General features: G+C 56.0%; 19 protein-coding genes and 1 pseudogene. 1 reads left to right on the forward strand and 19 read right to left on the reverse strand.

Annotated features, from left to right (window positions below; genetic code table 11):
- Positions 1-96: 96 nt before the first annotated feature.
- The 16 genes and pseudogenes from BAA01_14765 to BAA01_14840 all read right to left on the reverse strand — a co-directional run bounded on the left by BAA01_14765 (position 97) and on the right by BAA01_14840 (position 12,571).
- A complete protein-coding gene (locus BAA01_14765) occupies positions 97-321 on the reverse strand; it encodes a hypothetical protein (GenBank protein OUM85337.1) in 225 nt (74 codons plus the stop codon).
- 34 nt (positions 322-355) lie between these two features.
- Positions 356-934 (reverse strand): aminoacyl-tRNA hydrolase, encoded by a 579-nt coding sequence (locus tag BAA01_14770; GenBank protein OUM85302.1) that lies wholly within the window; start codon positions 932-934, stop codon positions 356-358.
- 51 nt (positions 935-985) lie between these two features.
- Positions 986-1,591, reverse strand: coding sequence for a hypothetical protein (locus BAA01_14775; protein OUM85303.1), 606 nt, complete (start codon positions 1,589-1,591; stop codon positions 986-988).
- Positions 1,592-1,806: 215 nt separating this feature from the next.
- The gene (locus BAA01_14780) at positions 1,807-3,180 is read right to left on the reverse strand and encodes a UDP-N-acetylglucosamine diphosphorylase/glucosamine-1-phosphate N-acetyltransferase (GenBank protein OUM85304.1); all 1,374 of its coding nucleotides are present in this window, start codon (positions 3,178-3,180) and stop codon (positions 1,807-1,809) included.
- Positions 3,181-3,323: 143 nt separating this feature from the next.
- Entirely contained in the window at positions 3,324-3,617 is a 294-nt protein-coding gene (locus BAA01_14785; protein ID OUM85305.1) for a septation protein SpoVG, read from the reverse strand.
- Between the two features lie 110 nt (positions 3,618-3,727).
- Entirely contained in the window at positions 3,728-4,123 is a 396-nt protein-coding gene (locus tag BAA01_14790) for a deaminase (protein ID OUM85306.1), read from the reverse strand.
- Between the two features lie 64 nt (positions 4,124-4,187).
- On the reverse strand, positions 4,188-5,030 hold the full coding sequence (locus tag BAA01_14795; protein OUM85307.1) for a pur operon repressor: 843 nt from the start codon (positions 5,028-5,030) through the stop codon (positions 4,188-4,190).
- Positions 5,031-5,049: 19 nt separating this feature from the next.
- Complete coding sequence (locus BAA01_14800) at positions 5,050-5,922, reverse strand: 4-(cytidine 5'-diphospho)-2-C-methyl-D-erythritol kinase (protein ID OUM85308.1); 873 nt, start codon at positions 5,920-5,922, stop codon at positions 5,050-5,052.
- A gap of 128 nt (positions 5,923-6,050) precedes the next feature.
- Positions 6,051-6,236: a protein sspF gene (locus BAA01_14805; protein OUM85309.1), complete on the reverse strand. Its 186-nt coding sequence runs from the start codon at positions 6,234-6,236 to the stop codon at positions 6,051-6,053.
- A 106-nt stretch (positions 6,237-6,342) separates the two neighbouring features.
- A complete protein-coding gene (locus tag BAA01_14810) occupies positions 6,343-6,627 on the reverse strand; it encodes a Veg protein (GenBank protein OUM85310.1) in 285 nt (94 codons plus the stop codon).
- Positions 6,628-6,749: 122 nt separating this feature from the next.
- Positions 6,750-7,656 (reverse strand): annotated as a pseudogene (locus BAA01_14815) (sporulation peptidase YabG).
- A 72-nt stretch (positions 7,657-7,728) separates the two neighbouring features.
- A complete protein-coding gene (locus tag BAA01_14820) occupies positions 7,729-8,217 on the reverse strand; it encodes a hypothetical protein (GenBank protein OUM85311.1) in 489 nt (162 codons plus the stop codon).
- Positions 8,218-8,230: 13 nt separating this feature from the next.
- Positions 8,231-9,142, reverse strand: a complete 912-nt coding sequence (locus BAA01_14825) for a hypothetical protein (GenBank protein OUM85312.1) — start codon at positions 9,140-9,142, stop codon at positions 8,231-8,233.
- Positions 9,093-9,695, reverse strand: a complete 603-nt coding sequence (locus tag BAA01_14830; protein OUM85313.1) for a ribonuclease M5 — start codon at positions 9,693-9,695, stop codon at positions 9,093-9,095. Before BAA01_14830 ends, BAA01_14825 begins: the two co-directional genes overlap by 50 nt.
- A gap of 54 nt (positions 9,696-9,749) precedes the next feature.
- Entirely contained in the window at positions 9,750-10,520 is a 771-nt protein-coding gene (locus BAA01_14835; protein OUM85314.1) for a hydrolase TatD, read from the reverse strand.
- Positions 10,520-12,571, reverse strand: coding sequence for a methionine--tRNA ligase (locus BAA01_14840; GenBank protein ID OUM85315.1), 2,052 nt, complete (start codon positions 12,569-12,571; stop codon positions 10,520-10,522). Before BAA01_14840 ends, BAA01_14835 begins: the two co-directional genes overlap by 1 nt.
- Positions 12,572-12,797: 226 nt before the next feature.
- Between BAA01_14840 and BAA01_14845 the strand changes: the two genes are divergently transcribed.
- On the forward strand, positions 12,798-13,049 hold the full coding sequence (locus BAA01_14845) for an AbrB family transcriptional regulator (GenBank protein ID OUM85316.1): 252 nt from the start codon (positions 12,798-12,800) through the stop codon (positions 13,047-13,049).
- Between the two features lie 70 nt (positions 13,050-13,119).
- Here the strand turns inward: BAA01_14845 and BAA01_14850 are convergent, their stop codons facing one another.
- From BAA01_14850 to BAA01_14860, 3 genes are read right to left on the reverse strand one after another with little or no spacing between them, the layout of a single operon-like run.
- Positions 13,120-14,013 (reverse strand): 16S rRNA (cytidine(1402)-2'-O)-methyltransferase, encoded by an 894-nt coding sequence (locus tag BAA01_14850; protein OUM85317.1) that lies wholly within the window; start codon positions 14,011-14,013, stop codon positions 13,120-13,122.
- Entirely contained in the window at positions 13,991-14,410 is a 420-nt protein-coding gene (locus tag BAA01_14855) for a hypothetical protein (GenBank protein OUM85318.1), read from the reverse strand. The genes BAA01_14850 and BAA01_14855 overlap by 23 nt, the downstream gene beginning before the upstream one ends.
- A gap of 26 nt (positions 14,411-14,436) precedes the next feature.
- The gene (locus BAA01_14860) at positions 14,437-15,246 is read right to left on the reverse strand and encodes a stage 0 sporulation protein (GenBank protein OUM85319.1); all 810 of its coding nucleotides are present in this window, start codon (positions 15,244-15,246) and stop codon (positions 14,437-14,439) included.
- Between the last annotated feature and the right edge of the window lie 34 nt (positions 15,247-15,280).

Genomic DNA, 15,280 nt, shown 5'->3' on the forward strand with positions numbered 1-15,280 from the left:
CAAAAAACGACATAAATAATAAAATATTTTAAATAGTATAAACAATTAAAAGCCCTAGCAGGGTTTTCCCTAGGGCATGTTCATGCTTATGAAAATTTATTGGATCAGCGTGTCATACAGCGCCAGTTCCGGATTGGCTTCCAGCGCCTCCTGGCAAACCTCGCAAATCACCATCACCGTAATCTGATCCGATTCCCCTAGAATTATATCCCGCCGCTCCTCCGGGGTCAAGAAATGAAACCCCAATTGATACTCCGGAACATCCTGATCAATCTTCCCCAGCACCTGGTAACAGTGGCGGCAGATATAGGTTAACGGCACGGCCATCGCCTCCAAACAGGGTTGTGTTTATTTGTTATTCTGTTCCTGTCTGGCGGCGATTATACCGTGACATCACCTGATCAAACGGCAGCTTTGTCCAAGCTGTCAGGGCCTCTGTGGCCGTTTGGATCGCCTCTTGGACCACGCGAGACTCTTGTGCGGAAAAAGGCTCAAGGACATAACGGACGACATCCATCTCCCCGGGAGGCCGGCCAATGCCGATTCGCAACCGCTTGAAGGATTCCGTGCCAAGGTGCTGGATGATCGACTTCATGCCGTTATGTCCGCCGGCGCTGCCTTTGAGGCGAAACCGCAATGCCCCCAACGGAAGATCCAAGTCATCGTAAACCACCAGCAACTCTTCCAAAGGCGGTTTATACCAGCGAAAAACAGCGCCCACGGCCTCCCCTGAGAGGTTCATGTAGGTCAAGGGCTTGATCAAGAGAACCTTTTGCCCGTCGACGACGCCTTCACCCAACATGGATTGATGCTTCTCTTTGGTCAGGGGAATCCCCCATTCCTGGCTCAGCGCGTCAATCACCATAAACCCGACGTTGTGCCGGGTGGCCGCATACTTGGGACCGGGATTTCCCAGACCAACGATCCATTTCAAATGCCGTTTCCCCTTTTCCACAGTTTGTTCCAAACGTTCAAGCTGACGACTTCAGCTCAGATCAGCCGTCGCCTCCGTTGCGGCCGGCGACTCCTCCTCTTCACCCTTCCGCACTTCCAAGACGGTCAGGACCAGCTCGTCCGGATCGCTAAGGACCTCTATCCGTTCCGGTACCGGCAGGTCCCTGACGTAGATGACATCGCCGATATCCACCTGTTCAATGGATACCTCCAGCGCTTGCGGCAAATCCTGCGGCAATGCCCGGACCTCCAGCTCCCTGAGTTGTACCTGCAGGACGCCTCCTTGGCGAACCCCTTTCGGCTCCCCGGAAAATTCAAGCGGAAGCACGGTATCCACCGGCTGCCCAGCCTCCACGTGATACAAATCGACATGAAGGATCTCGTCCTGTTTCAGCGGATTTCGCTGGATCTCTTTGGCGATGACCATCTGCGGCTCGCCGCCGCCGATGCTGATCTGAAACAGCGCGTGGGCGCCGTTCTGACGGATGTGTTCCTTCAGCTGCCGCCCATCAATCCAGAGGGTGCGATGTGGAACCGAACGGCCATAATACACAGCGGGTATCCGCCCTTCCCGACGAAGGGCATGGTTGATTGACCTCTTCCCTGGCTCACGCAAATCGGTGGCAATGACTTGCATACTAACCTCACCCTTTCGGATAGATTGACCATCCAAACATGAAGGCAAGTTCTGACGTTAGTATAGCCATTGGAAAGCACAGCCAATCCTTTTGGATCCCCTTTTTTTCAGACCTTTCGTTCCAACGCTGCAGGCGATTCGCCTAAAGGCTCGCCGCCTTTGCTGTCACCCTGACCTTTCCGGTCACCCTGTCCATCCTGTGGTTCCCGCGATGCTCAATCCGCTTGTCCCCTCAAACGCCGGGCATAGCCCTCCTTGTTGAGCTGCCGCTGGCGGGCGATGGCCAGGCTGTCTGGCGGCACATCTTCCGTGATGGTGGAACCGGCGGCCACATAGGCACCGCGGCCAATCCGCACAGGCGCCACCAAATTGGCATTGCAGCCGATAAAGGCTTGATCCTCCACGATGGTGCGGTGTTTTTTCTCGCCATCGTAGTTGACGGTAATCGTGCCGCAGCCGATATTGACCTCCCGGCCGATATCGGCGTCTCCGAGGTAAGCCAGATGGGACGCCTTGGAACCGTGTCCGAGACGGGCATTTTTCAACTCGACGAAATCCCCCACCTTGGCTTTCGGTCCCACTTGCGAATTGGGCCGAATGTAGGCAAACGGTCCCACGGTGCTTTCTTCCAAAATAATGGAATTCATCAACACGGAATGGGAAATTTTCACCCCGTCAGCCACTTGCATATCCAGCAAATCGGCATGGGGACCCACCACACAATCCTGGCCGATGACCGTTTTCCCGCGGAGGAAGGTGCCTGGATAGATGACCGTATCTTGCCCAATCTCCACGCCGGCTTCGATATACGTGTTGCCGGGGTCCAGAATGGTGACGCCGCGGAGCTGATGCTGGCGGTGGATGCGTTGTTGCATGATCCGCTCGGCTTGTGCCAGGGCCACACGATCATTGATCCCCAGCACCTCGTCTGGATCCTCGGCCAGCGCGGTGTAGACCGGCTTTCCTTCCTGCAGGAGAAGCGCGATGGTATCAGGCAGATAATACTCCTGTTGCGCGTTGTGATTGTTCACCTTGGGCAACGTCTGAAACAGGAGCCGGTTGTCAAAACAATAGATTCCCGTATTCACTTCGCGAATGCCGAGTTGCTCTTCCGTGGCGTCTTTGTGCTCAACAATCCGTTCCAGGCGGCCGTCAGGGCGGCGCAGGATCCGCCCATATCCCGCCGGATCCGGCATGACGGCGGTCAACACGGTGGCCGCGGCGCCATGGCGCTCATGCGTATCCAGCAGGCGGCGGAGGGTGTCCGCCCGCAAAAGCGGCGTATCCCCGCAGACGACCAACGTCGTCCCTTCCTTTCCTGCCAGCAGCGGCTCAGCCTGCATCACCGCATGCGCCGTTCCCAGCTGGTTTTCCTGATGCACGTAGCGGCTGCGCAACCCGAGGCGCCGGGTTACCGCCTCGGCACCGTGGCCCACGACCGTGATCAGGTCATCCAGCTGCAGCTCGTGGAGCAGATCCACGACATATTCAATCATCGGTTTCCCGCAAATCTCATGAAGCACTTTGTACTTTTTGGAGCGCATGCGGGTTCCTTTCCCGGCTGCGAGTATAATGCCATATCGCTTCATCGCGTTCCCCCTATTACCCTCTATTTACAGAAATATAGCTGATAAGAAGCAGCTTTTCAAGAAAGGAACGCGCGCAAAAAAAAGGTAAGCGGACATCTGCAACATGCGTACATGCGCTTACCTTGGCTCTCATCGTGATTCGGTTATGCGCCTGCTTCTACCTCATCGTTCATCGCACGGCCACCCGCTGCCCGTTCATAGGCAGCCAGTACGGCATATTGGATCTTCTCCCGCGTGGATGCCGAAATCGGATGGGCGATATCCCTGAACTCACCATCCGGCATCCGTTTGCTGGGCATCGCCACAAACATGCCATTGTTTCCGTCGATGACGCGAATATCGTGGACGACAAATTCGTTATCAATGGTAATCGATGCGATCGCCTTCATCCGTCCTTCTCCATTGACCCTGCGCAGGCGAACATCCGTAATCTCCATGTTCAGCCACCACCTTTGCCATGAAATTCCCTCTTTTGAAAAAGTTAATATGGTTCAAGTACATTTATTCTACACAAGCATTCAAATTCCTGCTTCAAATGTACAAATTTTTACGATAGATAGGCGATGGCTTCCATTTCCACGAGCGCCCCTTTCGGCAATGCGGACACCTCAACGGTGAAACGGGCAGGCTTGACATGCCCCAGGTATTGTTCATAAATCGCGTTCACCGTCGCAAAATGAGAAAGATCGGTGAGAAACAATCCTACCTTGACCACCTGTTCCCATGAGGCGCCCGCAGCCTCCAGGATCGCCTGGACATTGCGGAACACCTGGTGAACCTGTTCTTCAATCCCCCCTTCCACCAGTTGACCGGCAGGCGTGAGGGGGATTTGGCCGGAGACAAACAGGAGATTCCCCGCCTGAACAGCCTGTGAATAGGGGCCGATGGCCTGCGGCGCCTTGTCGGTAGCGATCCGTTTCATGACGAATAATCCCTCCCGCATACTCATATTCTGATGCTTGATCGAATGGACACCATGACGTTCGAATCACGGCACGGTGGTGGCTTCAGCGAAAGAAATCCAGGATATTGCCGGGGACCACCCGCACTCTCCCCGCCTGCTCATCGACGTCCACCAGGCGGGCAATGGAAACATAATCTTTAACCAGGCGGGAGTCGGTGATGGCCGATTCGACAAAGACGCCAATGCCCGCCGGCTCGGCGCCGAATTCCTTGAGCAGCTCCAGCATGCCGTTCAGCGTCCCGCCTGCCTTCATGAAATCATCGACAATCAAAACCCGCGAACCCTCTGACAAGGATCGCCGGGCAAGGGACATGGTTTGCACGTGGCGCCGCGAACCGGACACATAATTGATGGAGACGAAGGATCCTTCCCCGATATGCTGATCCCTGCGCACCACAACCACCGGCAAATGAAGGCAATAAGCCAGTGAATAAGCCAGCGGGATCCCCTTCATCTCAATCGTCATCACCACTTCCGATTTCTGGCGGGCGAAAACCGTGGCGAACAGACGCCCCAAGGCAAAGATAAAAGCCGGATCCCCGAGCAGATCAGACATGTACAAATAGCCTCCAGGCAAGAGCCGATCCGGATCGGAAAGCTCCCGGCAAACCATGTCAATCAGTTGCCTGGCCTCTGTTTCGCCCATGGCCGGCTCAAACCGGACGCCACCGGCTGCGCCGGTAATGGTTTGCAACCGTCCGTGCCCTTGTCCCTCCAAGACCTCTTTCATGATCGCCAGATCCTCGCTAATCGAGGATTTGGCCGTCCGGTAACGTTCGGAAAAATAACCCAGAGGAACCAGCTGATTCGGCCGCAACGCCAATTGATACGTCATATCCACCAGTCGGGAACTTCTCTTCACAACAACGTTTCCTTTCTCATTCATTTTATCAGGCGCTCACCTTTCAGGTGCTCATTGGACGTTTTCCCAGCAGACGAACCATATACACCTCTTTGCAAAACCCTTTCAGGCCATGCAGCAGCCTGCGGGCGCGAGATTCCTGCTGGAACAGGGCGTATACCGTGGGGCCGCTGCCCGACATCAAAACCCCTTCGCTGCTGAAACGGAGCATCTGCTCTTTGAGGCGTGCCACTTCCGGATATTTACGGAAAACAAACGGTTCCAAAACATTCCTCATCTGGCGTGCCACGCCGTGAAAATCGTTGCGGGCGAGGGAAGCGATGAGCGATTCGGTCTTGGGCCTCGCGGTGATCTGCGCCAGATCCAGATCGCTGTAAACATCAGCGGTCGAAATGCTAATCGGAGGCTTGGCCAGGACGACCCAGCAGGGCGGCATGGCGGGCAGCTCCTCGATGCATTCACCGCGCCCCGTCGCGCGCGCCGTCCCCTGGACCAGACAAAAAGGCACATCGGATCCCAGTTGCGTGCCCAACTCCATGAGCTCATCAAGCGAAGCGCCAAGCTTCCAAAGCTGGTTCAAGCCCTTCAACACCGCGGCGGCGTCGCTGCTGCCGCCCGCCAGTCCGGCGGCAACCGGTATTTCCTTGGCAATGGCAATGGTCACGCCCCGGTCAATGCGGAATCGCTCCCGCACCAACTCCGCCGCTCTCCATGCCAGGTTCCGGGCGTCCTGGGGGATGACGCCGGAATTGGTGACCAAATGAATCCGGCCATCGGCGCGGTCTTCCAGAGTAATCCGATCGGCCAGGTCGATCGTCGTCATGACCATATCCACTTCATGATAACCGTCCGGACGCTTATGCAATACGTCCAGGGACAGGTTGATCTTGGCCGGCGCCTTGACGAACACGTTCAACGGTCTGCCTCCATCATGGAAAAATGGAACTCTCCACATCTGCTATACGCTGAACATTGTACCACAGGTGTTTCAGCTGTTCCAAAAAAAAGGAACCGGAAATCTCCGGTTCCTTTCGACGCAACAGTTTACTTGGACTGGCCCTTGCGCAGGCTTTCCTCAGCGATCTGGATGGCTCGTTTGACCATGTTCCCAGCATCCCGGGTGGTAATCCCACCCCAACCTTCTTTCTGCAAGGTGTCGTAAAAGCCCAATTCCTTGGCCAATTCCAGCTTGAATTCTTCAGACATCACGCCGCGGTTGCGCCGGGACATCCGAAACCTCCTTCCTGTTGCGCGCCCCGTTGCAGGGGCAAGGATAGTTTGCCCCGTTCCCGCCAAAAAAAGCAGCAGCAGTAGAACCAAGTTCTACTGCTGCTGGTTATTGTTTCACCTGTTTATATTGAATCCGCACGTATTCGTCGTTGTCTCTGCAGATCGTAAGCTCCACCGTTTCCGTCAATACATCCGCATAACTGTAAGAGACGCGCTTCGGTGAGTTGCTTTCCTGATCCAGCCGGATGGTGAACACGGAAGGATAGGTTTCTTCCAGCACGCCGCTCCGTTCAATCGTCCGCTTCCGGCCGCCATTGGCACGGATCATCACTTTTTCGCCAAGATGAGCATCCAATACCCGTTTAATCTCCATCAAGGCAGGATTGGCCACGAATTACCCACTCCCTTGGAACCCAGAAATTTAGAATTCCCGCACGAATTCCTAAAACAGTATAACATAAATTGATTCAGATGTCAAAAATGATGAATTATAACAAAACCCGTTTTCTCTTGTCAATCACTTTTTTCCATTATCTGAGGTGATTCGTTCTCCAAGGAATGGGGCATCCCCCGCCGATAGCCTCCCCGCGTCTCCAGCCCGCCTATCCCTTCAATGCCGGTGATGGTTCGTTTCGCCACCTCCATCACATCCACTGTTTCTCCGATGGGGGTATAGGCGATCATCTGGGCGACAAAAACGGGGTCATAAGTGTGAATCATGATGCGGCCTGGCGAACTGGCAAAATTGGCTCCCGCCTCGAGGAGCGCCTCAAAATGGGATTGGCAGCCACCGGCGAAAATCACCAGCCCGTCCAGGTGTTTTTCGTACCGGCGCGCCGCTTTGACAGCCTCGGCATAATGGGCTGAATGGCGGTAGTTTGCCAGCGAGTGAACGCTTCCCTGCCGCTTAATCAGCCCGTCGTGACCCGTGAGGATGAGAATGTCAGGGGTCACTTTGGCCAGGAGCGAACCGACCGAGGCCGCCATCTCCGCTTCCCGGAGGTGCACCCCTACGACGGGGACAGACAATCGTTTATACAAGTTGAGGCATTTCTTCAAATAATCGGAATCCCCATCCAGATGCAACACCTTGGCCGGGTGCTCAAAGTAATTTTTTTTTTACCTCTTCCGGCAATACTCCTTCACGCTCATACCAGTCACTTTTTTCCGCAAGCCAATGGCGATCCTGATGAATCAGCCGGAGCGATTCCTCCTCCAGGATCTTCAGCTGCTGATGGCGTTCGGCAAGCGCTTCTTCACTGATGTGCTGCAAATCATCCAGCGGGGCATCTGCAATCAGGCGCACATCAAACCCTTTCAGCACCGCTTCGCGCCGTCCCGGGTGAACCTCCTTAATCACAAACACGACGTCATGCTGGTATGACTTGCGCGTCACCTTGTCTCCAGGTTGAAACAGCAACCCCTTCTCCCCCCTCGCTTTCTATAACCTATGCAGCAAGCGTTGAGAGGGGCATGGTCCGCGCAGGATTTTTTAGCTGCCGACGTGCGTTTTGCTGAAGCGATCCGCCACAGCGCTCGCCCCAAAGGCAAACGGCTTGATCTTGGCGGTATACCCTACGGAGGTGACCCAGCCGACCACCTCCTGGATCAACTTGCGGGTCGCGCCATCCTGACCCACGTCAATGTGAATCTCTACCGGCAAGCCTTTGTAACTTTGCGACAGGCCCAACGCCTGCATCGCCTCGACCACTTCCAGGCTGAACTGCGTTTCCATGTAGATGCGCTGCCGCAAAGCGTAAACGCTGTGGCCAATCCGCTTCGTATAATAAAAACGGGCACCGCGGCCGACACGGTGAATCACAATGGCCGTCACAAATTGCGTGAGGCCGCCGTGCCGTTGGGAATCGGTGCCAATGACAATCTTGTATTCCGAATGCGGATCCTGCTGGACATAGCTTTGCATATCGGCAAGAACGTCCGCCAAAGACATTTTTCCTTTGCTCGGGCTGACAAAATTCAACCGAGGTTCCTCCCTAGACCAGTTTTCCATCCCATCCGGAAAAGTACTCACTCAGCTTGGCAAACTCCTGGAGGCTCAGCGTTTCTGCACGCCGCTCCGGCTGCACTCCGAGACTTCGCAACGCTTCCGCCAACCCGTCTTTTGAACCCCCGGGAAAAAGCGCCATCAAATTGTTCAACAAGGTTTTGCGCCGCCTGGAAAAAGCAGCCCGTACGACCTGGAAAAACCAATCCGGATCGGAAACCGCCACCGGCGGCTGATTGCGGACAGCAAGGCGGATGACCTGGGACATGACGTTGGGCGGCGGCATAAAGGCGTTTTTCGGGACATCGCACACCCATCGGATCTCAGCGTGATACTGCGCAAATACGCTCAAGGATCCATACGCTTTGCTGCCGGGCGCCGCTGTCAGACGCTCCGCCACCTCTTTTTGCATCATCAAGATCATTTCGCTCATCGCAAGCGAACCGTTCTCTTTCATCGTAACAGATGATGATGCAAATTCCAAGAACTTTACAAGAATTGGGGTGGTAATATAATATGGCAAATTGGCTACCACTTTCCAGGCGGAACAGCCTGCAAAATGAGCGGCCAGTTGCCGGAGATCGCACCGGAGGATGTCATCCTGGATCAGCATGACATTGGAATAGGATGCCAGTTGTTCCTCCAGGATCGGGATCAAGCGCTCGTCCACCTCCACCGCCACCACTTTGCCCGCCTTCTCCGCCAGCGCCTCGGTTAACGCCCCGAAACCGGGTCCGACCTCCAGGAAGCCTGTGGAAGGATCCGGCGCCGCCGCTGCCACGATCTTCCGAAGGATATTGGGATCGACCAGAAAATGCTGGCCGAGGCTTTTTTTAAAGGTAAAATTCCGTTCAGCCTGAACCGCTTTCGTCCGGCTGGGCGTCACGATCGGACGCTTCATCCAGGGCACCTCCAACCTCCCCGAGCAGCTCCAACATGGCCTGCTGAAACTCCTCGCTCGTAATTTGAAACCGTTGCAGCTTTTTATACATTTGTTGCGCGTTTCCGTAGCCGATGCCCAGTTTCTCTCCCAATTGGACGCGAAGCCTCTTGGCGGAAGCGCTGCCGGCCAGCCCCCATGCGGCATACTCCTCCCAAGAAAGGTGCCGGACGGGTTCCCACTGGACACTGCGGGCTCGCTCCAAAGCCCGGCGAATCGCTTCAGGGGAGGCATGTTCCACGCCGATGTCGCCATCTTTCGCCGCTTCCTTGCGGGTGAGAAAGGCCTGTTTGCAACCGGGCACGGCCGCTGAAATCTCCCGGCGCAGCCGTTCACCCACCACATCCGGGTCAGTCAGAATGATCACGCCCCGCCGCTGTTGCGCCAGGGCGATCTGCCGGAGCACCGCCGCTGAAAGGGCCGAACCGCCGGTTTCGATCGTCTCCGCCTCCACCGCCCGCTGAACGGCAATCGTGTCATTTCTTCCTTCGACGACAATGATTTCTTTCAACATCTTCCCAGGCTCCTAAAAAGGGATAAAAGCACCACCTGAACTCGGCGGTGCTCCTTAAAGCCCCAGCAGACGCTCGGCATTGACCGTGGTCGCCTCTGCCAGCGCTTCCACAGTCATGCCACGCAGCTGGGCGATGGTCTCTGCCACGTGCAAGACAAAGCCGCTTTCGTTTCGCTTGCCCCGGTGGGGAACCGGCGCCAGATAGGGAGCATCTGTTTCAAGGAGGAGGCGATCCAGGGGGACCCGCCGGGCCACCTCTTTCGCGTTTGGCGCATTCTTAAACGTCACCAATCCTCCAAGACCGATGTAGAAATTCATGTTCAGGCAGCGTTTGGCCATCTCCCAATCGCCGGCAAAACAATGCATGACGCCGCCGACTTCGGCCGCTCCCTCTTCTTCCAGAATCCGTACCGTATCCTCATCCGCTTCCCGGTTATGTATCACCAGCGGCACCCCAAGCCGCCGGGCCAGCGCAATCTGACGGCGGAACACCTGATGCTGGACTTCTCTGGGCACCGTATCCCAGTGGTAGTCCAGCCCCACTTCACCGATGGCCACCACCTTCTCTTCCTGTCGAACCAGGTGAGCCAGCCAGGCCTCCAGTTCATCATCATATTCCGCCGCATCGGTCGGATGGCAGCCAATCGCCGCGTAGACAAACGGATAAGTATGCGCAAGTTCCAGCGTCGTCCGGATACTCTCGCGGTTGTAGCCGATGTTGACAATCTTCCGCACCCCGGCCGCCTGCGCCCGTGCGATGACCTCCGGCAAATCGGCCGCAAACTTCCGATCATCCAGATGCGCATGCGTGTCAATCAGGTTCATCACGTCACCCGCGTTCCGTTTGGAATCTCTCCGGAGACGGTGGTCAGGACCAGGCGCCCGCCTTCGGAGGCGGCCAGGATCATCCCGTAGGACATCTCGCCCCGCAGCTTGACCGGCTTCAGGTTGGTCACACAGAGCACCTTCTTGCCGATGAGGGCTTCCGGTTCATAGTGCTCCGCGATGCCCGACACCACCTGCCGCTGTTCCGTGCCCAGATCCAGTTGCAATTTGAGCAGCTTGTCCGCCTTGGGGATCCGCTCTGCCGCCACCACTTCGGCCACCCGCAGATCGACCCGGCGGAAGTCGTCAATGGTGATCATCTCAGGCAAGTGCTGCTCCGGCACGTTTTGCGCCTGTTTCGTCTGCTCAGCCGCTTTCTCTTCCGGGGACGCCGCTTCTGTCTCTTGCTGCGCCGCCTCTTTGATCCGCAGGTTTTCCGCGACGCGCTTGCGGGCAGCCGCGGTGGATTCGTCAATCACCTGAATCTCCCGCTGCATGTCGAGACGAGGGAAGATCGGCTCTCCCTTGTGCACGTAGGCGCCCGCCGGCATCAGCCCCCATGTTTTGCAGGTTTCCCAGGCGAGCAATTCCGGCTGATCGGCGATCCCCAGCTGCCGCCAGATCTTGGCGGGCGTGCGGGTCATGAACGGCTGTATCAGAATCGAGACGATGCGAATGCCTTCCAGCAAATTGTACATGACCGTCCCAAGGCGTCCCCGCTTCTCCGGCGCCTTGGCGAGATTCCACGGTTCGGTTTCATCAATGTATTTGTTCAGCCGGCCAACCAGCTGCCAGATGTGGGCCAGGGCGTTGCTGAACTGCATTTCTTCCATCGCGTTTTCCATGTTCGTCACCACATCTTGCGCCAATTGCGCAAGCTGCGCATCCAGCTCCTCCGGCGCCGTAGGGCTGGGAACCACACCGGCAAAGTACTTTTCCACCATCGCCGTCGTGCGGCTGACCAGGTTGCCCAGATCATTGGCCAGATCGAAATTCAGCCGCTGAATGAACGACTCCGGCGTAAAGACGCCATCCTGGCCAAACGGGATCTCGCGCAACAGGAAATACCGGATCGCGTCTGAACCATACCGGTCAATGAGAAATTTCGGATCGATCACATTGCCCTTGGACTTTGACATCTTCCCGTCCGGCATCATGAAAAAGCCGTGTCCATACACCTTCTTGGGCAGCGGAAGGCCCAGCGCCATGAGAAAAATGGGCCAGTAAATGGCATGGAAACGGACAATGTCCTTCCCGATCAGGTGGGCATCCGCCGGCCAGAACCTCTCAAAACGAGCCCGTTTCTCAGGATCATCGGAGAGATATCCGAGCGCCGTGATATAATTGGTCAACGCGTCCAGCCAGACGTAGATCACGTGCTTCGGATCGCCCGGCACCGGAATCCCCCAGTCGAACGAGGTCCTGGAAACGCTCAGGTCCTCAAGTCCCGGTTTGAGAAAATTGTTGATCATCTCATTGCGCCGCGACTCCGGCTGGATGAACTCCGGGTGTTCCTCGATGTATCGCAACAGCTGGTCCTGGTATTTGGAAAGGCGGAAGAAGTAGCTCTCCTCGCGCACCAGGCTGACTTCCCGTTCACAGTCGGGGCAGCGGTACGTATCCCCTTGCCTGGCTTGGAATTCCGTCCAGAAAGATTCGCAAGGCACGCAATAATACCCCTCGTAATGGCCCAGATAGATGTCCCCTTGATCCAAAAGCTTCTGGAAGATCTTTTGCACCACTTTCGTGTGACGCGGTTCCGTCGTCCGAATGTAATCGTCGTAAGAAATATCCAGCTTGGCCCAAAGATCCTTGATCCAGTCGACAATCGGATCGATCAGCTCCAGAGGCGACTTGCCCTCCTCCTGGGCGCGCCGCTGCAGCTTTTGACCGTGTTCATCCGTTCCGGTCAGGTAAAACACGTCATACCCGCGCAGGCGCTTGTAACGCGCCATCGCATCCGCCGCAACGGTCGTGTAGGAATGACCTATATGGAGGTTGTCATTCGGATAATAGATCGGTGTCGTGATATAAAAGGTGGGCCGTTCCATCCAAACCCTTGACTCCTTTCATCGGCATTCAAGTGCTTGCTTCGCACCTTGCTGCGCTTTCCTCCAAATTATGACAAATCCCTTAAAAGCATGTCAAGCAAAGGGGGCGCGCTGAATTGACACGAATGGCAAACTATGGTATTATTTACAACTACAACTAACCATATGGAGAAGACGATTCTGATTTGTTGGACACTTTAGATAAGATACAGGGAGATGGAGAAATATGCTTAAATCAACCGGAATCGTGCGCAAGGTGGATGAACTGGGCCGTGTTGTGATCCCCATCGAACTGCGCCGGACATTGCGCATCTCAGAAAGGGATTCGCTGGAAATTTATGTCGACGGGGAACGGATCATCCTGAAAAAATACGAACCCGCCTGCATCTTCTGCGGCAATGCGGAAAACGTGATCCATTTCAAGGAAAAAATCGTCTGCAAAAACTGCCTTGAGGAATTAACCAGCCAAAACGACTGACACCGCCAACACCACATGAGCAAAACCTCTTGGTTCAGACATTCTGCCGGCATGCAGAGTGTCTTTTTAATTATTTCGTCTGCCGGTGTACGAGCCGGTAAATTTCCCGTTTCGGCACCCCGCGCTCCCGGGCCACCCGCTTGATGGCCTCCATGCGCGCCATCCCCTGCCGCTGGTAAGCCTCCACATGCTCCGGGATGTCCCATTCTTCCCAACAAGGGGTCTCCTCACCGCCATGCGTCCCTTCAGGCTCCACCCCCTGGCCAGATCCTGCGATCAACACGGTAAACTCCCCGCGGACTTCTGCCTCCTCCAGCCATCTGCGGCATTCCGACAGCGAACCGCGGACGATTTCCTCGTACCTTTTGGTCAGCTCACGCGCCAGCACCGCCGGCCGGTCGCCCAGCTCCTCAATGGCCATCTCCAACAACCTGGCCAACCGGTGCGGCGCCTCATAGAGGATCAGCGTTTCGGGCGCCTGACGCAAGCGCCTCAGCTCCTCCCGCAGCGCCTTCTCCTGACGCGGCAGAAAACCGAGAAAAGTAAACCGTTTTGCCGGCAGTCCCGAGACGACCAGGGCGCTCAATGCCGCATTGGCTCCCGGAATGCTCACCACGGGAAACCCCTCTTCGATCGCCTCCCGCACCAACGCCTCACCCGGATCGGACAAAAGCGGCGTGCCGGCATCGCTGACCAGCGCCACCTGCTTGCCTTCCCGCAACCAGGCCAGGATCCGCTCCCCCTGTTTCTTTTGGTTGTGTTCATGATAGCTCGTAAAAGGGGTGCGGATCCCGAAATGACTGAGCAATTTTCGCGTCCGGCGCGTATCTTCGCAGGCGATCACATCCACGGTCTTCAGCGTTTCCAGCCCGCGCAAGGTCATATCCTGCAGGTTGCCGATGGGCGTGGCCACCAAATAAAGGCGTCCCCGTCCTCCTTCTTCAAAACTCCGCTGCGTCTTCATCTTCCGAACCCTTCCTGATGGCATGACCGGCTTGCGAAGCCTTGTTCAAAAACGTCAGGCAAAAGAGACAGTCCTCTTCCGCCCCGTTGCGCACGCTGCCATAATGGACATTGCAAATATGAAACCCCTGATAGTACAGGCGGGCCAAATTGTCATAGCCTTCGCTGACCGGCATCCGGCGCCGGGACGTTTTGCGTTTTTCCGCAACCGCGGGCTGTTCCTCAGCCAGCCGGTAGCGTTCGACATATTCCCGGAGGTGGCGATTTTCCATTTGCAGCTGCTGATTTTCTTCCAGCAGTGCCTTCATCTCGCTGACGAACATCCGCCATTGTCCGTACATGTCGTCCAACTTTTCCTCGAACCGAGACAGCTTGGAGAGAAGTTCCCACTTGTCCACACTTCCCACCTCCGTTGCTCCGAAAACTAGGCCTCCACGATCTGCCGCACCTCATCCAGATGGAACGTCAGCACCTTGGCGGAATCGAAAAGATGCACCTTGACCAGTTCCTCCAGAATGTGCACGGTCACTACCTTTCCTTCACCGACAGGCGTCTCGACAATGCTGCCCAGATCGGGGAGCCGTTCTTTGACCTGTTCGTAATAGTCGTTTTCGAATTTCAGACAGCACATCAGGCGCCCACAGAGACCGGAGATTTTGGCAGGGTTTAAGGACAAATTTTGATCCTTGGCCATTTTGATGGAAACAGGTTCAAAATCCCCCAAAAAGGTGGAGCAACACAAGGGCCGGCCGCACGGGCCGATGCCGCCCAGCATCTTGGCCTCATCCCGGACGCCAATCTGCCGGAGTTCAATACGCGTTCGAAACACGCTGGCCAAATCCTTGACCAGCTCACGAAAATCGACCCGGCCATCAGCCGTAAAATAAAAAATGATCTTGTTCCGATCAAAGGTGTATTCCACATCCACCAGTTTCATCGGCAGCCCGTGCTTCTGGATTTTTTCGAGACAAATGTCAAAGGCTTCTCTGGCCGCCGCCCGGTTGGCCGCCACCTGTTTCGCATCCTCCTCCGTGGCAATCCGGAGGACCTTCTTGAGCGGCTGAACCACTTCCTCCTCCGTGACCTGCTTGATCCCGATGATCACCTGTCCATATTCAATGCCCCGCGCCGTTTCCACGATCACGAAATCCTGTTTTTGCACCGGCCACCCGTCCGGATCAAAGTAGTAGATCTTGCCCGCCTTCTTAAACCGGACACCGACCACTTCAACCATCGGCTCACCTCCTCCGCGATTGGTTTGGCGCTGC

This window comes from Bacillus thermozeamaize, from assembly GCA_002159075.1.
GTDB classification, from domain to species: domain Bacteria; phylum Bacillota; class Bacilli; order ZCTH02-B2; family ZCTH02-B2; genus Bacillus_BB; species Bacillus_BB thermozeamaize.